An 18,495-nucleotide genomic window follows, 5' to 3' on the forward strand; every position below is an offset into this window, starting at 1 on the left:
GGCGCGGGCTGGCCGCCCGCCGGCGGCGCGGCCACCAGCGGGATCGCCGCCTCGGGCGCCGGCTGGGCGGGCGCGGAGGGGGTGGTCGTCACCACCTCGGACGCCGGCGCCTGGGCCAGGGCGCCGGCCGGAAACGACAGCAGGGCGGACAGGGAGACGGCGAGAAGGCGACGCATGGGGGTCCTTATCAGCCCGCCGTCCGGGCGGCGATGGCCTCGGACACCGCCACCAGTCGCTGCGCCTGCGCCAGGTGCAGTCGCTCGGCCATCTTGCCCTCGACGCGCAGCGCGCCCTTGCCGGCGTTCTCGGGCGCGGCGAAGGCGGCGATCACCGCCTGGCTCCAGGCGATCTCGTCGTCCGACGGCGAGAACACCTGGTTGCAGATCGGCAGGTGCTTGGGATGGATCAGGGTCTTGCCGTCGAAGCCGAAGTCGACCGCCTGGCCGCAGACGGCCTTCAGCGCGGCCAGGTCCTCGATGTCGTTGTGCACCCCGTCGAGGATCGACAGGCCATGGCCGCGCGCGGCGGCGACCGCCAGCGACAGGATCGGCAGGAAGGCCTCGCGGCCCGGCGTCTGCCGCGCCCGCATCTCCTTGGCCAGGTCGTTGACCCCCATCACCCAGGCCGACATGCGCGTGGTCTTCGCCGCCTCGCCGATCTCCCACAGGTGAAAGGCGGCCTTGGCGGTCTCGATCATGGTCCACAGGCGCGTATGGATCGGGGCCGCGTGCAGGGCCGCGTCATAGGCATGGACGTCGGCGGCGTCATTGACCTTGGGCACGAGCACGGCGTCGGGGCCGGCCTCGGCGGCGGCCTTCAGGTCGTCGGCGCCCCAGGGGGTGTCCAGGCCGTTGGTGCGGATGACGATCTCGCGCGGGCCAAAGCCCCCGGCCTTCACCGCCGCCACGGCGGCCTCGCGGGCGGCGGGCTTCATCTCCGGGGCCACGGCGTCCTCGAGGTCGAGGATGATCACGTCGGCGTCGAGCGTGCGCGCCTTCTCCACGGCCTTGGCGTTGGAGGCGGGCATGTAGAGGGCGCTGCGGCGCGGCCGGGCAAGATCGGTCATGGCGGGGTCATCCTGGCAGGGGCGACGCGAGTGTAAAGCACCCGCCGCGCGCGACGGGAAGCGGCGATCTCGCGGCGGGCGAAGCCATGGCGGGAAAGCCGCAAACGGGGTTAAGCTGGCGCCATGACCACGCAACCGGCCCCCACGCGCTACGACGAGACGGCCCGCAACGTGCTGGGCGGGGAACTGGTCCCCTGCTCGCTCGATCCGGTGACCGGCTTCTACCGCAACGGCTGCTGCGAGACCGGGCCGCACGACCTTGGCCTGCACACGGTCTGCGCGGTGATGACCGAGGAGTTCCTGGCCTTTTCCAAGGCCACCGGCAACGACCTGTCGACCCCGCGTCCGGAGTTCGCCTTCCGGGGGCTCAAGCCCGGCGACCGCTGGTGCCTGTGCGCCGGCCGCTGGCGCGAGGCGCTGGACGCGGGCATGGCGCCGCAGGTCATTCTCGAGGCCACCCACGAGGAGACCCTGGCCATCGTGACGCTGGGGGTGCTGAAGGACCACGCGGCGGTMTGATCCCGCGCAAGGCCGAAGGGTCCTAGATGGTCGGTTACGAACGCAGGCTGCTGGTGCTGGTGGGGCTGATCGCCCTGGCCTTCCTGCCGCTGCTGGCCGCGTCGCTGTTCTTCCTGGCCCGCTTCTCGGCCGCCCAGGACCGGCTGGACGCCGTCTACACCCGCACAGTGATCCTGGCCCACGACCTGCGCAGCGAGAAGATGCGGCAGAACGCCCTGGTGCCGGTCATCGTCATCAACGGCGAGAAGGGCCTGCTGGTCGAGCTGGAGCGCTCCAACCGACGCTTCGACGCCATCGTCGGCGACCTGAAGGCGCTGGCCCGAGACGACGAGACCCGCGCGGCGCTGGGCCAGGTGGCCGCCCTGCAGCGCCGGCTGCTGGTGCTGCAGCGGGCCGGCGTCGCCCAGCGCCTGGACGGCGGCACGATGAGCCGCGCCAACGCCTATTTCCAGAAGAACGCCGGACCGCTGACCGCCAGCATCGACGCGGCCATCGACCGCTTCACCGACCGGTCGGCGGCGCGCTACCAGGCCGAGCGGGCCCGCAACCAGCGCGTGGTGCGCGGGGTGTTCGGCGTGCTGGCCCTGGCCTCGATCTGCGCCTTCGTGTTCTGCGCGTTCCTTGGCCGCCTGCTGCTGCGGCTGGTCGAGCAGAAGCGCAGCTACGACCAGGTCGCCGCGCGCCTGGCCGAGCGGGAAAAGGCCATCTCGCTGGCCCGCAAGGAGGCGGTCGAGGTGGTGGCCCACGACCTCAACAATCCCATCACCACCATCCTGTTCGCCAGCGAGAACCTGCTGGCCCAGCCGGGCGTCGAGGACCATCCCAAGGTGCGCTCGGGCGTCGAGGCCATCCTGCTGGCCACCGAGACCATGCGCCGGCTGATCCGCAACATCCTCGACCACTCCAAGATCGAGGCCGGCGGCCTGGTGCTGGCCCGCGAGACGGTCGACCTGCGCCGCCTGCTGGCCGACATCGCCGAGCAGTTCTCGCTGTCGGCCGCCCGCAAGGGGCTGACCTTCGCCTACACGCCCGACGCGGCCGAGCCGTGGCTCGACGCCGACGCCGCCCGCGTCGGCCAGGTGGTGGCCAACCTGCTGTCCAACGCCATCAAGTTCACCGAACCGGGCGGGACGGTGTCGCTGTCCAGCCGGGTCGAGGGCCAGGCCGTGGTGGTCGAGGTGCGCGACACCGGCTGGGGCATGAGCCCCGAACAGGCCGCCCGGGTGTTCGAGCGCCATTGGCAGGGCGAGGCGGCCGCGGCCCACGGCAACGGCCTTGGCCTGGCGATCAGCAAGGCGATCGTCGAGGCCCACGGCGGGCGCCTGTCCGTGGCCAGCCGGCCGGGCGAGGGCTCGGCCTTCAGCGTGGTGCTGCCGCTGGCGGCGTAGGCGGCGCCATCTCGCCGTGCAGCCAGCTGCGAAACAGCGCCATGGCCGGGGTGTCGGCCCGCGAATGCAGCCGGGTCAGCCAGTAACGGCCGGTGATCACCTCGGCGGCGAAGGGACGGACCAGACGCTCGGCCGCCAGTTCCGACCCGAACAGGGCGACGGGCGCCAGCGCCACGCCCTGGCCGGCGACGGCGGCGGCGACCATCAGCACCGAATTGTCGAACATCGGTCCGCGCAGAGGCGGCGCCTCGGCCCCGGCGGCGGCGAACCAGCGCGGCCACTCGTCGGCGCGATAGGAGCGCAGCAGGATCTCTCGACCGAGGTCGGCCGGGGAGGAAAGGCGCGCGGCGATCGCCGGCGCGCACAGGGCGCTGAGCGGCGCGGTCAGGATCGGCTCGGCATGAACGCCGTGCCAGGCCCCGTCGCCGAAGCGGATGGCCAGGTCCAGGCCCTCGCCGGCCAGGTCGACGCGGTTGTTGTTGGTCATCACCCGCAGGTCGACCTGCGGGCAGGCCCGGCGGAAGGCTTCCAGGCGCGGCAGCAGCCAGCCGGCCGCGAACGAGCCGACCACGCCCAGGGTCAGCACCTCGCGCAGGCGTCCGTCGCTGTAGCGCTCCAGCGTCGCGCCGATCCGGTCGAAGGCGTCGACCAGCACCGGCGCCAGGGCCTGGCCCTCGTCGGTCAGGGCCAGGCCGCGCGGCAGGCGGCGAAACAGCGCCACGCCCAGGCGGGCCTCCAGCTGGGCGACCTGATGGCTGACCGCTCCCTGGCTGACGCACAACTCGACGGCGGCGCGGGTGAAGTTGAGGTGCCGGGCGGCGGCCTCGAAGGCGCGCAGGGCGTTCAGCGGCAGTTGGGCGCGATCCATGGCCAAGCCATGAACCAGGCTCATGGCTACGTCCAGATATGATGCTTTGTCGCCGCCGCCCTCGCCCGGCAGGGTCGCCGCGCCAACCGAAGGGGATAGCGGCATGAAGAACACTTGGATCGCAGGCCTTAGCCTTGTCGCCGTAGTTTCCGCCCTGGCCGGGCCGGCCCTGGCGCACGACCCGCTGCTGGCTCCGATCGCGCCGGACTACGCGGCCCGCTGGTTGAAGCCGGAGGCGCCGATCAAGGTCTACGGCAATAGCTACATTGTGGGCTTCGGCGGACTCAGCGTCGGCCTGATCAAGACCAGCCAGGGCCTGATCCTGGTCGACGCCGCCCTGCCCCAGGCCGTGCCGGCCATCGAGGCCAACATCAGGGCGCTGGGCTTCAAGGTCACCGACATCAAGCTGATCCTCAGCACCGAGCCGCACTACGACCACGCCGGAGGCCTAGCCGCCCTGGCCCGCGACAGCGGCGCGACGGTGGTGGCCAGCGCTCCGGCGGCGCAGGTGCTGCGGCGCGGCCGTGCGGGCGCCGACGATCCGCAGGCGGCCGATCTGGCCGCCTTCCCGCCCGTGACCAGGCTGCGTGCGGTCAAGGACGGCGAGGTGATCCGGCTGGGCGACGTTGCGGTCACCGCCCGCGCCACGCCGGGCCACACGGCCGGCAGCATGAGTTGGACCTGGACCGCGTGCGAGCGGCGGGCCTGCAAGGCGGTGGTGTTCGGCTCCAGCCTCAATCCGGTGTCGTCCGACGGCTACCGGTTCTCGGACCCGGCCAATGCCGGGGTCGTGGCGAGCTTCCGTCGCAGCTTCGACGTGATGCGCGGCCTCAGGTGCGACGTGCTGATCAGCGCCCACCCCGACCAGTCGGGCGGCGACGAGCGGCTGGCGCGCGCCCGGCGCAGCAGGACGCCCAACCCCTTCGTCGATCCCGGCGCCTGCCGCGCCTACGCCGATCGCCATGCAGCCCGGCTGGACGCGCGCCTGGCCAAGGAGCGGGCGGGCAAGTAGCGGGCCGGATGCCCTGCTCGACCCTGGTGGAGGCCCACGCCTACTCCAGCGGCTTCAGCTCGCCCAGCACGGTGGGGATCAGTTCCGACACCGTCGGGTGGATCGGCACGGTGCGCTGCAGGACGGTGTAGGGGGCCTTGGCGTACATGACGTCGAGAATGCCGTGGATGGCCTCGTCGCCCGAGGTTCCCAGGATCGCCGCGCCGAGGATCTCCTTGCTCTCGGCGTCGACCAGCACCTTCATGAAGCCCCTCGTCTCGCCCTTCTCGATCGCCCGGCCGACGCGGGTCATCGGGCGCGTCCCGACCAGGGCCGGGCGGCCCCGGGCGCGCACCTCGGCCTCGGTCATCCCCACCCGGCCCAGCGGCGGATCGGTATAGAGGGCGTAGGCGGTCAGGCGGTCGGTCACCTTCCTGGGGTCGTCGTCTAGCAGGTTGGCCGCGATGATCTCGAAGTCGTTGTAGGCGGTGTGGGTGAAAGCGCCGCGCCCGTTGCAGTCGCCCATGGCCCAGATCGACGGGACGTTGGTGCGCAGGGTGTCGTCGACCGTGACATAGCCGCGCTTGTCGACCGCGACGCCGGCCGCCTCCAGGCCCAGGTCGTCGGTGTTGGGCTTGCGGCCGACGGCCAGCAGGGTGTGCGAGCCCTTCACCGCCGGCTCGCCCTCGGTGCACGAGACGTGGACGCAGACCCCCTCTTCGCCCCCTTCCGTCTTGCAGGGCAAGAAGCTGATGCATTCGGCGTTCAGTCGCACGGCGATCCCTTCGGCCTCGAGGGTCTCGCGCACGGCGTCGGAAACCTCGGGGTCCTCGCGGCCGATCAGGCGCGGACCCATCTCGACGACGGTCACCTGGGCGCCGAAGCGCCGGTACATCTGGGCGAACTCCAGCCCGATATAGCTGCCGCCGACGATCACCAGGTGCTCGGGCAGCACGTCCAGCTGCATCATGCCGACATTGGTTAGGTAGGCGATGTCGTCGACGCCCGGCATGTCGGGGACGTTGGCGCGGCCGCCGACATTGAGAAAGATCTTCGGGGCCTCCAGCACCTGGCCGTCGACCTCGACGCTGGTGGGCGAGGTCAGGCGGGCGTGGCCTTCGAAGACGGAGAGGCCCTCCATGCCCTTGAGCCACTTCTCGACATTGCCGCGGGCGTTGCGGACCACGGTCTGCTGGCGTTCCTTGACCGCCTTCATGTCGACGCCGACGGGCCCCTGCAGCACGACGCCGTAATCGGCCGCCCGGCGGGCCAGATGCGCGGCGTAGGCGCTGGCCACCAGGGTCTTGGTCGGCATGCAGCCGGTGTTGACGCAGGTGCCGCCGAACAGCTTGCGCTCGACCAGGGCCACCTTCCAGCCGGCGGCGGTCAGGCGGCCGGCGAGCGAGGGTCCGGCCTGGCCGGCTCCGATGATGATGGCGTCGAACGTCATGCTCACGAAACCGCCGAGACGATCAGATAGGCGCCGCCCAGCGCGATCACGTCTTCGACAAGAGCCGCCGGCGTGTCGCGCTTGAAGGCCTTGGCCAGGCGGCCGCGCAGCTCGGCGCCGCCCAGGGTGCCGATCACCGCGCCGACCACGCCCAGCACGGCGCCGGCGATCCACGCGCCGCCGGCCATGCCGATGGCCGCGCCCGAGAAGCCGCCGGCGACGATGCGCGCGCCGAACTGCGGCGGAACCTTGCGGCTGGGGGTCATGGGCAGCTGGTCGGTGATCAGTTCGACCGCCGCCAGGGCGGTGAAGATCCAGGTGGCGATGTTGCCGCCCAGCCAGGCCAGCGGCGTGCCGGCCAGCGGAATCCAGCCCAGGTGGGCGCCCCAGGCGACGGCGGCGGGGGCGGTCATGGCCCGCAGGCCGGCGATCACGCCGATGAGCAGGGCGAGGACGTAGAGGGTCATGCGAAAACTCCCGAGCGTCGCCGCGATCAGGCGCGCGTCGGAAGCAAAGCGCAAGCATCGGGCGCCGGCTTGGATGTTCCGGCTGCGGTTCGCCCGATCAGCGCCTCAGCGGATACTCCCGCTCCAGCCGGTAGACCGAGCCCTCCTTGGTCTGCCAGCTGGAATAGAGGCCGAAGCGATCGACGTGGAAGGGCGGCGAATGCAGCAGGTTGTTGCGCTGGATCCAGGCGCCGACCTCGGGAACGGTCGCGCGCTTGAGATAGGCCAGGGTGACGTGCGGCAGATAGGTGCGGGTCTCGGGCTTCAGTTCGGCCTGGCGGGCGGCGCTTTCGTTGGCCTTCTGCAGGCGGCGCAAGAGCGGCTCGTCCTCGACCCCGGCCCAGACGGCGTGCATGTCGGCGCCCTCGCCGAAATGGCCGGCGCCCTTCAGTTCCAGGTCGAAGGCGGGGGCCTCGATCTCCGCCAGCGCCTCGTCGAGGTCGGCGGCGACGGGTTCCTGCACGTCGCCGATGAAGCGCAGGGTGATGTGAAAGGCCTCCAGCGGCCGCCAGCGGGCGCCTTCGATGCCGGATTGTCGGGCTTGCAGCGGCGCGCCGATCTCCGAGGGGATGGCGATCGCGGTGAACAGACGGATCATGCCGCCAACCTAGACGCCTTGGCGGCCAGGCTCCAAGCCCCTGCCGCCGGCGCCTTGCCGATCGGGCAAATTGTCTGACAAATAGCGGCGCTCAGGAGGACGGCGCGAAGGCCGTCGGGGCGGGAGGCGGGCGATGACGGGACCCTCGATGGATCGGCGTGGCGTACTGCTGGCGGGCGTGGGCGCCGGCCTGGCGGCCGGCTCGAGCGCCGGGGCCGCACCGGCCCGGACCCCGCTGCTGGCCCCGCGCCCGCCGATGGGCTGGAACAGCTGGAACAGCTTCGCCACCACGATCAACGAGGCCCAGGCGCTGGAGACGGCCAGGATCATGGCCGCGAAACTGCTGCCGTTCGGCTATGACGTCTTCACGGTCGACATCCAGTGGTACGAGCCGGCGGCCGTCAGCTACGAGTACAACCGCGATCCCCAGCCGGCGATGGACGGTCATGGCCGCCTGCTGCCCGCCCCCAACCGCTTCGCCTCAAGCGCCGGCGGCCTGGGCTTCAAGCCACTGGCCGACCAGGTCCATGCGCTGGGCCTGAAGTTCGGCGTGCACCTGATGCGGGGCGTCCCGCGCGCGGCGGTGAAGGCCAACCTGCCGGTGCTGGGAACGAGCGTCCGCGCCGCCGACATCGCCGACACCTCCAGCACCTGCTCGTGGAACCCCGACATGTACGGCGTCGACATGCGCAAGCCCGGCGCCCAGGCCTATTACGACAGCGTCTTTGGCCTGTTCGCCCAGTGGGGCGTCGACTTCGTGAAGATGGACGACATGAGCCGGCCCTACGACGCCCACGCCGCCGAGATCGAGGCGGCGCACAAGGCGATCAGGACTTCCGGCCGGCCGATGATCCTCAGCCTGTCGCCGGGCGAGACCCCCGTGCCGCGCGCCGAGCATGTGCGCCGGTACGCCCAGATGTGGCGCATCTCCGACGACTTCTGGGACGAGTGGTCGATGCTGGACGCCCAGTTCACGCGGCTGGAGAACTGGAACGCCTTCCGCGCGCCGGGCGCCTGGCCCGACGCCGACATGCTGCCGCTGGGCCGGCTGGCCCTGGGCAAGCGCGACAGCAAGTTCACGCCCGACGAACAGCAGACCCTGATGACCCTTTGGTCGATCGCCCGCTCGCCGCTGATCATGGGCGGCGACCTGCGCCACCTCGACGCGCCGACCCTGGCCCTGTTGACCAATCGGCGGGTGCTGGCGGTCAACCAGGCCAGCACCGGTAACCAGCCCCATTTCGTCGAGGACGGGGCGCGGGTCTGGTCGGCCAGGCCCGAAGGCAAGCCGGCCGAGCGTTACCTGGCGCTGTTCAACACGACGGCCAAGCCGAAGACGGTCGGGATCGGCCTGCGCGACCTTGGCCTGGCCGACGGCGTATCGGCCCTCGACCTGTGGAGCGGGCAGCACCTGGGACGGGTGAGCGGTCGCATGCAGCGCACGCTGGCGCCGCACGGATCGGCGCTTTTGCATCTGGCCGGCTGACGCTCGCCCTTTCGGGTCGACAGGGCGCGCGCTCAAGCTAAGCTTGCGGAATGTCGCTTCGTTTCGTCCTGGCGCTCGGCGCCGCTTTCGCTTCTTCCCTGCCCGCCTGCGCCCAGGAGACGCCCAAGCGCATCGAACGCGCCGAGTGGCGCAGCCTGCCCGACGCCAACGCGATGGCCCAGCTCTATCCCCCGCGCGCCCAGAAGGAGAACATCGGCGGCAAGGCGACCCTCGACTGCCGCATCACCGCCGAAGGCAAGGCCAGCGACTGCAAGGTCGTGTCGCAGACGCCCGAGGACTACGGCTTCGGCGAGGCGGCCGTGGCCCTGAGCGCCGGCTTCGCCTTCAATCCCGAGATCCGCGACGGCAAGCCGGTGGATGGCGCCCGGCGCCTGATCCCTGTCACCTTCGCCGCGCCCCCGGTCGACCCGTCGGCGCCGCAGCCGTTCAGGGCCACGGCCCTGGGCAAGGCGATCGGCGAGGACGCCTTCATGGTGGTCGCCGTGAGAGACAACACGCCGCGCAACGGCTCGGATCGTTTCGCCTGTCCGGCCGGGGAAGGCCCGGCCGATTGCGAGGGGCGGTTCATACACTGGGCTGCGCGCCCCGACCGCGACCAGGCCCAGGCGATCCTGGCCGGCGCGGGCGACCTGACCGGCTTGACCAGCACCCGATGCGGGATCGCCGCGGATGGCGCGTTGAAGGATTGCGTGACGACCGGCGAGGCCGGCCCGAAGGCGGCGCAGGCGATCAAGGCCGCGGTGGAGCTGCTGCGCGCGCCGGCGCGCACCGACGATGATCTGCCGACCGCGGGCGCGTCGATGCGGATCCGCTGGAACTGGCCGGAACTGGTCAAGGGGATCGACCGAAACCCGGCCGTGAAACCCTAGTCCTCGTCGGACTGGGGGCCCTCGGGCTCGCCCACCAGGTTGGGCGGGTCGGCCAGCACCAGGCGCTCGGCCAGCTTCACTTCCGGCGCAGCGGCGCGGGTGAAGGGCAGGTACCAGGTCTGGCCGCCGAGGGGGGGAGTGATCTCGAGCAGGTCGCCGGCCCCGAAGTCCTGGACGCTCTTGATCTTGCCCAGGTCCTCGCCGGTGGCGATGTGGCGCACGGCCATGCCGATCAGGTCGGTGAGGTAGAACTCGTCCTCGTCGGGCTCGGGCAGGGCCGAGCGGGGGACGAAAAGCTTGAGGCCGCGCAGGGCGTCGGCGGCTTCCTTGGTCGCGATCTCGGCGCAGCGGCAGATCAGGCCGTCCTTGACGGCTCTTGCCTGCGAGATCGACAGGGCGGTCGAACCGTCCTGGCGCAGGAGCCGCTTGAAGCCCTTCAGGGCCATCGGCTCCTCGGTATAGGTCGAGATGCGCACCTCGCCGCGCACGCCAAAGCCTCCGGCCACGCGGCCGACCAGGATCAACGGGTCATCGGGAGAGATCGGCATCGACGCGAGGCTTTCCGGACGAGGCCGGTCCTTGGGGTAGAGAAGAGAATGGCGCCGCCCCCACGTGGAGGGCGGCGCCGTATCCCTTAGCCTTCCGAGGCTTCTTCAGCCGGGGCTTCGGCCGGAGCTTCTTCAGCGGCCGGAGCAGCAGCGGCTTCGGCGGCGGCCGCGGCGGCGGCTTCAGCGGCGGCCTTGGCGTCTTCCTTGGCTTGGGCTTCGGCGGCCAGACGCTCTTCTTCGCGCTGGGCGCGCTCGGCGGTGCGTTCCTTGGCCTTCTTGCCGGGCTCGGCCTTCTTCGGGTTGTTGCCGGCGGTCCAGGCGCCGACGCCTTGGGCGGCCAGGAAGCGGGCGACGCGGTCGGTCGGCTGGGCGCCCTTCTTGAGCCACTCCTGGATCGACTCCAGCTTCAGGGTGACGCGCGCGGGGTCATCCTTCTTCAGCAGCGGGTTGTAGGTGCCGACCTTCTCGATGAAGCGGCCATCGCGCGGCGAGTGGCTGTCGGCGATGACGATCGAGTAGTACGGACGCTTCTTGGCGCCGCCACGGGCGAGACGGATCTTCAGCATTGGTCTAAGTCCTTGGGTCTAAAGTCTATTTTTTCTTGAACGGATTGAAGCCGGGCGGCAGGCCGCCCAGGCCGGAGAGCGGGTTGGCCCCGCCCCCGAGGCCCGGCAGACCGGGCAGCCCCGAAAGGCCTTGGCCTTCCGTCGCGTTGGGATCGGCGGCGGGCATCTTGCCGCCGCCGAGGGATTTCAGTCGGGCCATGTCGCCGCCGCCGAGCATGCCGGCCATGCGGGCCAGGCCCTTGCCGCCGTCCTTGCTCATCGACTTGAACATGTCGGCCATCTGGCGGTGCTGCTTGAGCAGGCGATTGACCTCGGCGACGTCGACGCCCGAACCGGCGGCGATGCGGCGCTTGCGCGAGGCGGCCAGGATGTCGGGCTTCTTGCGCTCTTCCTTGGTCATCGAGCTGATGATCGCCTGCTGGCGGCGGAAGATGCTGTCGTCGATGCCGCTTTCGGCGATCTGCTTCTTGACCTTCTGGACGCCCGGCAGGAGGCCCATGATGCCTTCCATGCCGCCCATCTTCTGCATTTGCGACAGCTGGGACGACAGGTCGTCGAGGTCGAACTTGCCCTTGGCCAGCTTCTTGGCCATGCGCTCGGCTTCGGCCGCGTCGAGGTCGGCGGCGGCCTTCTCGACCAGCGCGACGACGTCGCCCTGACCGAGGATCCGGCCGGCGACGCGGCGGGCGTCGAAGGCGTCGAGCTGGTCGATCTTTTCGCCGGCGCCGAGGAACTTGATCGGCAGGCCGGTGACGTGGCGCATCGACAGGGCCGCGCCGCCGCGGCCGTCGCCGTCGGCGCGGGTCAGGATCAGGCCGGTCAGCGGCAGGCGTTCGTGGAAGGCTTTCGCCGTGCGCACGGCGTCCTGGCCGGTCAGGCTGTCGGCGACCAGGATCGTTTCCGACGGATTGGCGATGCGGGCGATTTCCGCCGCTTCGCTCATCATCGCCTCGTCCAGCGTGGTGCGGCCGGCGGTGTCGAGGATCAGGACGTCGTAGCCGCTGAGCTTGGCGGCGGTGAGGGCGCGCTTGGCGATGTCGGGGGCGCTCTGGCCGTCGACGATCGGCAGGCTCTCGACGCCGACCTGCTTGGCCAGGGTCGCCAGCTGCTCCATGGCGGCCGGGCGGCGGGTGTCGAGCGAGGCGACCAGCACCTTCTTGCGCTCGGTCTTCGAAAGGCGAAGGGCCAGCTTGCCGGTGGTGGTGGTCTTGCCCGAGCCCTGCAGGCCGGCCATCAGGATGATGGTCGGCGGGTTCAGCGCCAGGTTCAGGCTGGTGGGGGTTTCGCCGCCCAGCATCTCGACCAGGCCGTCATAGACGATCTTGACCACCTGGTCGGCCGGCTTGACCGAACGGATGACGGACTCGCCCGAGGCCTTTTCCTTGGCCTTGCTGATGAAGTCCTTGACGACCGGCAGGGCGACGTCGGCTTCCAGCAGGGCCACGCGGACTTCGCGCAGCGCCTCGTCGATGTCCTTTTCGGACAGCACGCCGCGACCGCCGAGGCGGTCGAAGACGCCTGAAAGTCGCTCTGTAAGGCCGTCGAACATGCGAAACCCACGTTGAATACAGTGACCAAACGCAATCAGCCCCCGTGGACGATCACGTCGACGGGGGTCCTCGCCGTCCTCGTCCGCATGGTGTCCCGGGCTACCGGGGCGGGGTCGTGACGGTGGAGGCGCTGCTGATAAAGCGCCGGAAGTGCGCGCTTATGCGGGAGCGCTGTGGAAAATGCAAGGATTTCGAGTCGCTTGGGCCAGTTGGTCGAGGGGCTCGCCGAGGGGCGGGCGTCCGCGCGAAGCCCTTTGCCTTTCCGTCCGCGGAGGATTAAGGGCTTCATCGAACGCGTTCGACGGGATGCGGTCAGGGATTGGGGTCCCGTTTGTTCTGGTCTGATCGCAAGGACTCCATGTCGACCAAGCCTCTCCTCGCCCTGCTGGCGGCGGCCGCCTGCGCCCTGCCCGCCGCGGCTCTCGCCCAGGCCCTGCCCTACAAGGACGTCGAAGCTCCCGCGACCTGGGAGGTCGATGTCGGCGGCGGTCCCGTCTACGGCTTCAGCCCCGGCGGCAAGGACCCGCACAAGACCAACTTCACCTTCTGGGGCAGCGCCCACTGGAAGGGCAAGGTCTACGCCAACGGCCTCGACGGCCTGGGCTACAACGTCATCAACGACGAGACCTTCCACGCCGGCGCCCAGTTGCGCCCGCGCTGGGGCGGTCCCGACGACACCGACAGCGGCATCCAGAGCCCCGACACCGGCGCCGACCTGGCGCTCTACGCCTACAAGCGCACCTGGAAGGACTTCGTGGTCGGCGGCCGGATCGGCCGCGACGTCACCGGCGTCTCCGACGGCTGGGACTTCTGGGGCTCGGTCTCGCGCCAGGACGTGACGCCGGTGGGCCTGCTGCAGTCGATGGTCTACGCCCGCGGCGGCGACAAGAACACCAACCGAACCTTCTACGGCGTCACCGCCCGCGACGTGGCGGCCGTGCCCAGCCTGAACGAGTATGATCCCAAGGGCGGCCTCAACCAGGTGGGCGTGGCCTTCCTGATGATGACCCCGATCGGCGACAAGTACGCCATCGGCACCTTCGCCAACTACGAGCGCATCCTCGGCGAAGCCGCCGACAGCCCGCTGATCGAACGCTACGGCCAGCAGGACGAATACCGCGGCGGCCTGATCGTCGTGCGCCGGTTCATCGGGCGGTAGGGGGCGCGGTCCTTCCCAAAGCTCGTCATCCCGGAAGCCGCGCAGCGGCTATCCGGGACCCAGGGGACCGGGCGTCGCGGCCAGAGTTGGCGTCCAGGCGCGGCGGCCGCATTGCAGTGGCCCCTGGGTCCCGGCTCTGCGCTCGCTCCGGCCGGGATGACGACGGAAAGTCAGCTCGGCGAGGTCACCGTCGCGCCTTGCGCCCGCAGTCGATCGAGCACGCCGTTGCTGGGCAGCAGGAAGGCCAGGTCGACGACGGCGACGGTGACGCCGGGGCGTTCGAGCGCTTCCGAAAGCGCCTTGGCCGACTGGCCGATCTGGTCGTTGAGCAGGCCGGCCCCGCCGGGCGCGCGCAGCAGGCAGCGCTGGGCGGCGCTCGACGAATAGCGGGCCCGCACCGAGGCGATGTCGCCGTTGGCCCAGTCGGTCCCCAGCGTGTTCCAGCGCGGGGCCTCGTAGTCGATCTCGTTGAGGGCGTCGCGCAGGCAGGCGAGGTTGGCCTCGTCCGACAGCTTGCCGGCCGCGCCCAGCACCGGGCCCAGGCGATACTGGCTCATGGCCTTGACCTTCACGCCCTTGGCCTTGGCCATGCGCTCGATGGTGCTGACCGGCTTGGCCTCCGACAGGCCGGCGGCCTGGCGGAAGTCCGACAGCACGATGAAGCCGGCCACCGCGGGCTTCCAGTCCTTGTAGGGCACGGCGGTGCGGCGGGCTTGGGTGCGGGCCTTGACGAAGCGGTCCTTCAGGTCGGGCGGCAGGCGGTCCTCCAGCTTCTTGCCGAAGGCCTGGCGCACCCCGCCGCCGCCGGTGAGGAAGAACTTGGTGACCTGCATGGGCCCGACCGAGGCCTCGGGCGGCACCAGCACCAGGCTGGCCTGGTCCAGAGCGCGGTTGAGGCGGGGGCTGTCCCACTTCAGCTGGTGCGGCAGGGGCGCGGCCGAGCCGAGGACATAGAGCTTGGCGCCGTTCTTCTCGACCAGCCACAGCGCCGGGCCCGGCGGGCGGGCGACCACCAGCAGCTCCTCGACCACGGCGCTGCCGGGATCGGTCGGCTGCAGCTCGACGCTGGGGGTCTGGGCCACGGCCGGGACGGCGAAGGTCGCGGCCAGCGCGGCGAGGGCTCCAACCCGGGCGGATCTCGAAGCGGCCATGCGTCATCCCTTCAGCGTGCGGCCAGACATAGTGCGCGTCGCGCGATGGCGAAACGGGGGCGCGACTTGCGCAGGCTCCCCAACGCATGGCTGTCTGCCCGGGCTGTCGATGATCCTGGAGGGGGAAACATGCTCAAGCGGTGGATGGGAGCGGCCTGCGCGGCCGCCATGCTGGCCGCAACCGCGGCCTCGCCCGCCCTGGCCCAGGCGTCGGCGGCGACCGCGTCGGCCGGCGTGACCTCCCCGGCGCTGAAGACCCTGGTCGACGAGCACTGGGCCTGGTGGCTGAAGGGCGCGCCGCTGCAGGCCACCCTGCTGGGCGTGCGCACCTATGACGACCAGCTGGACGATCCGTCCCTGGCCTACGCCGATCGCCGCGCCGCCGAGGCCGAAGCCTTCCGCAAGCGGCTCGACGCCATCCCCGACGCGGGCCTTTCCCAGGCCGACAGGGTGAACAAGGCCATCCTGCACCGCATGCTCGCCGAGCAGGTCGAGGGCGCGCGGTTCGGCCAGCGCACCATGCTGTTCTCCAGCATCGGCAGCTGGCACCAGTATTTCGCCGCCCTGCCCGACATGCTGCCGTTCTTCACCAAGGCCGACTACGACAGCTACCTGAAACGGCTCGACCTCTATCCGGCCTACAACGCAGCCTCGATCGCCACGGTGCGCGAGGGCCTTTCCAAGGGCTACGTCCAGCCTTGCGCGCCGATGAAGGCGTTCGGGGCGACGATCACCGCCACCATCGCCAAGGATCCGCAGGCCTCGGCCTTCTACAAGCCGTTCAAGGGCAAGAAGCCGACGACGATCTCCGACGCCGACTGGGCCGCCATGCAGGCCCGCGCCAAGGCGACGATCAGCGGCAAGATCAATCCCGCCTACCAGGCGCTGTCGGACTTCTACGAGAAGGACTACGCGCCCAGGTGCCGCAAGGACGTGGCCGCCTCCGCCCTGCCCCAGGGACCGGCCTGGTACGCCTACCAGGTGCGGGTGATGACCACGACGACCAAGACCCCCGACGAGATCCACCAGCTGGGGCTGTCGGAAGTGGCCCGCATCCGCGCCGAGATGGACGAGGTCGCCCGCAAGAGCGGGATCGCGCCCGACCGCAAAGCCTTCATCGACAAGCTGCGCACCGATCCGAAGTACTACGCCAAGACCCCGGGCGAGCTGATGCGCGAGGCGACGTTCCTGGCCAAGACCATCGACGGCTGGATGCCCAAGCTGTTCGGAACCCTGCCCCGCCTGCCCTACACCGTGCGCGAGATTCCGGCCGAGATCGCGGAAGGCAACACCACGGCCTACTACAACGCCGGCTTCGCCAGCACAGGCTCGCCCGGCGTCTATTTCGTCAACACCACCCACCTCGACCAGCGGCCGCTCTACGAGATGCCGGCCCTGACGGTGCACGAGGCCGTGCCCGGCCACCACCACCAGATCGCGCTGCAGCAGGAGCTGGACCTGCCGGAGTTCCGCAAGAACGCGGCCTTCTTCACCGGCTTCGTCGAGGGCTGGGGCCTCTATTCAGAGCGCCTGGGCATCGAGATGGGCCTCTACGACACGCCCGAGAAGGACATGGGCCGCCTGTCCTACGAGATGTGGCGCGCCTGCCGGCTGGTGGTCGACACCGGCATCCACTCCAAGGGCTGGACCCGCGACCAGGCCATCGCCTTCATGCTCGACAACACCGCCCTGTCGCGCACCAACATCGAGGCCGAGGTCGACCGCTACATCACCTGGCCGGGCCAGGCCCTGGCCTACAAGCTGGGCGAGCTGAAGATCCGCGAGCTGCGGGCCCGGGCCGAGACGGCGCTGGGCGACAGGTTCGACCTGCGCGGCTTCCACGACGCGGTGCTGAAGAACGGCGCCGTGCCGCTCGACGTGCTGGAGGTCCAGGTCGACGCCTGGATCGCCGAAAAGAAGGCCGCCTGATGCGTTCGGCCCTCCTCGCGCTCGTCCTGCTGCTGGCGACGCCGGCCGCCGCCCAGATCCGGTATCAGTCCTTTCCCTGGGTGGTGCTCGACTACGGCTTCGCCGGTCCTTCGGGATCCGGCAGCACCAGCGTCGCCTTCACCCGTCATGGCCTGTTCGGTCCCGACGGCCGGCCCGCGCCAGGCGAGCCGTCGGTGTGGACGGCGGAAAGGAAGACAGAGGAGGCCTGGCGCATCGGCGCGCGGGCTGGCCAGGCGGAAACCAGGACCCAGTGGATCGACGGGCGCAAGTGCCCGGCCCTGGTCACGGTGATCGAGGACCTCGACAACCTGCCGGCCGCCACGCCCTACGCGCTGCGCGACTTGCCCAAGCCGCGCATGCAGACGCCGCCGCTCCACAGTTCGGGGTGGCGGCTGAAGCGGTGGGGTCAAGCCGGTTCGTCGGATGTGGCGCTGACGCTGCTCGATCCCACCGGCGACCTCATAGGGCCATGGTGGAAGAAGGCGAGCGCGGCGCTCGAGGCCTGCTGGACGGACGAGCGACCGCCGTTGGAATGAGCCGGCCCGTCGGCGCGGGCGTTTTCGCGGCGCCGCACAATGCCGCGGAAAGGGCGGATTGATTTTTGGACGAATTCGTCCATTTATCCCCCGTCGCGTCCGCTAGGCGAATAGTCGCCCCCGTTTTCGGACGCCCGCAGTCCTTTCAGGGTTGGGCCATGGCCGAGACGAAGAAGAAGAAGCTGGTTCCGTTGCTGGTGGCCGGCGTCGCCGGCGCGGCCATCCTGGTCGGCGGCGCGTTCTGGTACATCGACAAGCAGCGCTTCGAGAGCACCGACAACGCCTTCGTTCAGGCCGACACCGTCTCGGTCAGCCCGCAGGTCACCGGCTATGTCGCCCAGGTGCTGGTGGCCGACAACCAGCGGGTCGAGGCCGGCCAGGTGCTGGCCACGATCGACCCCTCGACCTTCCAGGCCAAGCTCGACCAGGCGATCGCCAACGCCGCCGCCCTCGACGCGGCCATCAAGAGCGTCGACGACAAGTCCGTCCTCGAACAGGCCCTGATCCAGCAGCGCCAGGCGGGCGTCGCCAGCGCCCAGGCCGACGCCGGCCGGGCCCGCGCGGACCTCGACCGCTACGACGCCCTGGCCAAGCAGGGCTGGGTGTCGCAGCAGAAGGTCCAGACCGAAGCCGCCGGGACCAAGCAGTCGGAAGCCACCGTGGCGAGCGCCCAGGCCGCCCTGGAGGCCGAGCGCCGCACCGCCTCGGCGCTGGGTTCGGCCCGCGCCCAGACGGTCGCCCAGGCCGCCGCCGCCCACGCCGCCGTCGCCCAGGCCCGCCTCGACCTCGAACGCACCGTGATCCGCGCCCCCGCCGCCGGCGTGGTCGGCGCCCGCACCGTGCGTCCCGGCCAGCTGGTGCAGCCGGGCGTGGCCCTGATGTCGGTGGTGCCGCTGGGCCAGAGCTTCGTGGTCGCCAACTTCAAGGAGACCCAGGTCGCCCGCCTGCGGGTCGGCCAGCCGGTCGAGATCCACGCCGACGCCTTCGGCAAGGAGAAGATCGTCGGCAAGGTCGACAGCTTCGCGCCGGCCACCGGCCAGGAGTTCGCCCTGATCCCGGTCGAGAACGCCGTCGGCAACTTCACCAAGATCACCCAGCGCCTGCCGGTCAAGATCGCCGTCGAGCGCCAGGGCAAGGGCGCGGCCCTGCGTCCGGGCCTGTCGGTCGAAGTCAAGGTCGACGTCCGTGATCGTTCGGGCCCGTCCTTCGCGGACGCCGGCCAAGGGGCCGAGCAGGTCGCCCGCGCCCCCATCGCGACCCAGGCCCGCTAAGG

General features: G+C 70.7%; 18 protein-coding genes. 9 read left to right on the forward strand and 9 right to left on the reverse strand.

Annotated features, from left to right (window positions below):
* Positions 1 to 187: 187 nt before the first annotated feature.
* The gene (locus tag AC1DCG_RS19575) at positions 188 to 1,066 is read right to left on the reverse strand and encodes an HpcH/HpaI aldolase/citrate lyase family protein (protein WP_477028750.1); all 879 of its coding nucleotides are present in this window, start codon (positions 1,064 to 1,066) and stop codon (positions 188 to 190) included.
* Positions 1,067 to 1,189: 123 nt separating this feature from the next.
* Between AC1DCG_RS19575 and AC1DCG_RS19580 the strand changes: the two genes are divergently transcribed.
* Positions 1,190 to 1,585 (forward strand): DUF2237 family protein, encoded by a 396-nt coding sequence (locus tag AC1DCG_RS19580; protein ID WP_165258517.1) that lies wholly within the window; start codon positions 1,190 to 1,192, stop codon positions 1,583 to 1,585.
* A gap of 26 nt (positions 1,586 to 1,611) precedes the next feature.
* The gene (locus AC1DCG_RS19585) at positions 1,612 to 2,973 is read left to right on the forward strand and encodes a sensor histidine kinase (protein WP_477028749.1); all 1,362 of its coding nucleotides are present in this window, start codon (positions 1,612 to 1,614) and stop codon (positions 2,971 to 2,973) included.
* Here AC1DCG_RS19585 and AC1DCG_RS19590 read toward each other — a convergent pair.
* Positions 2,945 to 3,946: a LysR family transcriptional regulator gene (locus AC1DCG_RS19590; RefSeq protein WP_477041613.1), complete on the reverse strand. Its 1,002-nt coding sequence runs from the start codon at positions 3,944 to 3,946 to the stop codon at positions 2,945 to 2,947. The genes AC1DCG_RS19585 and AC1DCG_RS19590 overlap by 29 nt on opposite strands.
* Between AC1DCG_RS19590 and bla the strand changes: the two genes are divergently transcribed.
* Positions 3,945 to 4,853, forward strand: a complete 909-nt coding sequence (gene bla / locus AC1DCG_RS19595; RefSeq protein ID WP_477028747.1) for a subclass B3 metallo-beta-lactamase — start codon at positions 3,945 to 3,947, stop codon at positions 4,851 to 4,853. The genes AC1DCG_RS19590 and bla overlap by 2 nt on opposite strands.
* A 40-nt stretch (positions 4,854 to 4,893) precedes the next feature.
* Here bla and AC1DCG_RS19600 read toward each other — a convergent pair whose 3' ends face one another.
* The 3 genes from AC1DCG_RS19600 to thpR form a co-directional block, all read right to left on the reverse strand.
* Entirely contained in the window at positions 4,894 to 6,282 is a 1,389-nt protein-coding gene (locus AC1DCG_RS19600) for an FAD-containing oxidoreductase (protein WP_477028801.1), read from the reverse strand.
* Between the two features lie 2 nt (positions 6,283 to 6,284).
* Positions 6,285 to 6,749 (reverse strand): DUF4126 family protein, encoded by a 465-nt coding sequence (locus tag AC1DCG_RS19605; RefSeq protein WP_165258511.1) that lies wholly within the window; start codon positions 6,747 to 6,749, stop codon positions 6,285 to 6,287.
* A 97-nt stretch (positions 6,750 to 6,846) separates the two neighbouring features.
* Positions 6,847 to 7,386, reverse strand: coding sequence for an RNA 2',3'-cyclic phosphodiesterase (gene thpR / locus AC1DCG_RS19610; RefSeq protein ID WP_477028746.1), 540 nt, complete (start codon positions 7,384 to 7,386; stop codon positions 6,847 to 6,849).
* Positions 7,387 to 7,519: 133 nt separating this feature from the next.
* Here thpR and AC1DCG_RS19615 point away from each other — a divergent pair, with 133 nt between their 5' ends.
* Together AC1DCG_RS19615 and AC1DCG_RS19620 are read left to right on the forward strand one after the other, a co-directional pair.
* The gene (locus AC1DCG_RS19615; RefSeq protein WP_477028745.1) at positions 7,520 to 8,872 is read left to right on the forward strand and encodes a glycoside hydrolase family 27 protein; all 1,353 of its coding nucleotides are present in this window, start codon (positions 7,520 to 7,522) and stop codon (positions 8,870 to 8,872) included.
* A 50-nt stretch (positions 8,873 to 8,922) separates the two neighbouring features.
* Positions 8,923 to 9,762 carry a TonB family protein gene (locus AC1DCG_RS19620; RefSeq protein WP_477028744.1) on the forward strand — a complete coding sequence of 280 codons (840 nt, stop codon included), beginning with the start codon at positions 8,923 to 8,925 and terminating at the stop codon, positions 9,760 to 9,762.
* Here AC1DCG_RS19620 and rimM read toward each other — a convergent pair.
* The 3 genes from rimM to ffh form a co-directional block, all read right to left on the reverse strand.
* Positions 9,759 to 10,310 (reverse strand): ribosome maturation factor RimM, encoded by a 552-nt coding sequence (rimM, locus tag AC1DCG_RS19625; protein ID WP_477028743.1) that lies wholly within the window; start codon positions 10,308 to 10,310, stop codon positions 9,759 to 9,761. The genes AC1DCG_RS19620 and rimM overlap by 4 nt on opposite strands.
* A gap of 86 nt (positions 10,311 to 10,396) precedes the next feature.
* Complete coding sequence (rpsP, locus tag AC1DCG_RS19630) at positions 10,397 to 10,876, reverse strand: 30S ribosomal protein S16 (RefSeq protein ID WP_165258501.1); 480 nt, start codon at positions 10,874 to 10,876, stop codon at positions 10,397 to 10,399.
* A gap of 25 nt (positions 10,877 to 10,901) precedes the next feature.
* Entirely contained in the window at positions 10,902 to 12,425 is a 1,524-nt protein-coding gene (gene ffh, locus AC1DCG_RS19635; protein WP_477028742.1) for a signal recognition particle protein, read from the reverse strand.
* A gap of 359 nt (positions 12,426 to 12,784) precedes the next feature.
* Between ffh and AC1DCG_RS19640 the strand changes: the two genes are divergently transcribed.
* On the forward strand, positions 12,785 to 13,585 hold the full coding sequence (locus AC1DCG_RS19640) for a MipA/OmpV family protein (protein ID WP_165258489.1): 801 nt from the start codon (positions 12,785 to 12,787) through the stop codon (positions 13,583 to 13,585).
* Between the two features lie 170 nt (positions 13,586 to 13,755).
* Here AC1DCG_RS19640 and AC1DCG_RS19645 read toward each other — a convergent pair whose 3' ends face one another.
* Positions 13,756 to 14,736 carry a TraB/GumN family protein gene (locus AC1DCG_RS19645; protein WP_477028741.1) on the reverse strand — a complete coding sequence of 327 codons (981 nt, stop codon included), beginning with the start codon at positions 14,734 to 14,736 and terminating at the stop codon, positions 13,756 to 13,758.
* A 129-nt stretch (positions 14,737 to 14,865) separates the two neighbouring features.
* Here AC1DCG_RS19645 and AC1DCG_RS19650 point away from each other — a divergent pair, with 129 nt between their 5' ends.
* The 3 genes from AC1DCG_RS19650 to AC1DCG_RS19660 all read left to right on the forward strand — a co-directional run bounded on the left by AC1DCG_RS19650 (position 14,866) and on the right by AC1DCG_RS19660 (position 18,493).
* Positions 14,866 to 16,665: a DUF885 domain-containing protein gene (locus tag AC1DCG_RS19650; RefSeq protein WP_477028740.1), complete on the forward strand. Its 1,800-nt coding sequence runs from the start codon at positions 14,866 to 14,868 to the stop codon at positions 16,663 to 16,665.
* Complete coding sequence (locus AC1DCG_RS19655) at positions 16,665 to 17,222, forward strand: hypothetical protein (RefSeq protein WP_477028739.1); 558 nt, start codon at positions 16,665 to 16,667, stop codon at positions 17,220 to 17,222. Before AC1DCG_RS19650 ends, AC1DCG_RS19655 begins: the two co-directional genes overlap by 1 nt.
* A 158-nt stretch (positions 17,223 to 17,380) precedes the next feature.
* Complete coding sequence (locus AC1DCG_RS19660; RefSeq protein WP_477028738.1) at positions 17,381 to 18,493, forward strand: HlyD family secretion protein; 1,113 nt, start codon at positions 17,381 to 17,383, stop codon at positions 18,491 to 18,493.
* Positions 18,494 to 18,495: the final 2 nt, after the last annotated feature.

The sequence above is a fragment of the Caulobacter sp. 10L414 genome (assembly GCF_056395525.1).

What these genes read in the sequence shown, in the direction of transcription:
- AC1DCG_RS19575 (WP_477028750.1), bottom strand. Translation starts at nt 1,066, where the DNA reads ATGACCGATCTTGCCCGGCCGCGCCGCAGCGCCCTCTACATGCCCGCC.
- AC1DCG_RS19585 (WP_477028749.1), top strand. Translation starts at nt 1,612, where the DNA reads ATGGTCGGTTACGAACGCAGGCTGCTGGTGCTGGTGGGGCTGATCGCC.
- bla (WP_477028747.1), top strand. Translation starts at nt 3,945, where the DNA reads ATGAAGAACACTTGGATCGCAGGCCTTAGCCTTGTCGCCGTAGTTTCC.
- AC1DCG_RS19590 (WP_477041613.1), bottom strand. Translation starts at nt 3,946, where the DNA reads ATGCCGCTATCCCCTTCGGTTGGCGCGGCGACCCTGCCGGGCGAGGGC.
- AC1DCG_RS19600 (WP_477028801.1), bottom strand. Translation starts at nt 6,282, where the DNA reads ATGACGTTCGACGCCATCATCATCGGAGCCGGCCAGGCCGGACCCTCG.
- AC1DCG_RS19605 (WP_165258511.1), bottom strand. Translation starts at nt 6,749, where the DNA reads ATGACCCTCTACGTCCTCGCCCTGCTCATCGGCGTGATCGCCGGCCTG.
- thpR (WP_477028746.1), bottom strand. Translation starts at nt 7,386, where the DNA reads ATGATCCGTCTGTTCACCGCGATCGCCATCCCCTCGGAGATCGGCGCG.
- AC1DCG_RS19615 (WP_477028745.1), top strand. Translation starts at nt 7,520, where the DNA reads ATGACGGGACCCTCGATGGATCGGCGTGGCGTACTGCTGGCGGGCGTG.
- AC1DCG_RS19620 (WP_477028744.1), top strand. Translation starts at nt 8,923, where the DNA reads ATGTCGCTTCGTTTCGTCCTGGCGCTCGGCGCCGCTTTCGCTTCTTCC.
- rimM (WP_477028743.1), bottom strand. Translation starts at nt 10,310, where the DNA reads ATGCCGATCTCTCCCGATGACCCGTTGATCCTGGTCGGCCGCGTGGCC.
- rpsP (WP_165258501.1), bottom strand. Translation starts at nt 10,876, where the DNA reads ATGCTGAAGATCCGTCTCGCCCGTGGCGGCGCCAAGAAGCGTCCGTAC.
- ffh (WP_477028742.1), bottom strand. Translation starts at nt 12,425, where the DNA reads ATGTTCGACGGCCTTACAGAGCGACTTTCAGGCGTCTTCGACCGCCTC.
- AC1DCG_RS19640 (WP_165258489.1), top strand. Translation starts at nt 12,785, where the DNA reads ATGTCGACCAAGCCTCTCCTCGCCCTGCTGGCGGCGGCCGCCTGCGCC.
- AC1DCG_RS19645 (WP_477028741.1), bottom strand. Translation starts at nt 14,736, where the DNA reads ATGGCCGCTTCGAGATCCGCCCGGGTTGGAGCCCTCGCCGCGCTGGCC.
- AC1DCG_RS19650 (WP_477028740.1), top strand. Translation starts at nt 14,866, where the DNA reads ATGCTCAAGCGGTGGATGGGAGCGGCCTGCGCGGCCGCCATGCTGGCC.
- AC1DCG_RS19655 (WP_477028739.1), top strand. Translation starts at nt 16,665, where the DNA reads ATGCGTTCGGCCCTCCTCGCGCTCGTCCTGCTGCTGGCGACGCCGGCC.
- AC1DCG_RS19660 (WP_477028738.1), top strand. Translation starts at nt 17,381, where the DNA reads ATGGCCGAGACGAAGAAGAAGAAGCTGGTTCCGTTGCTGGTGGCCGGC.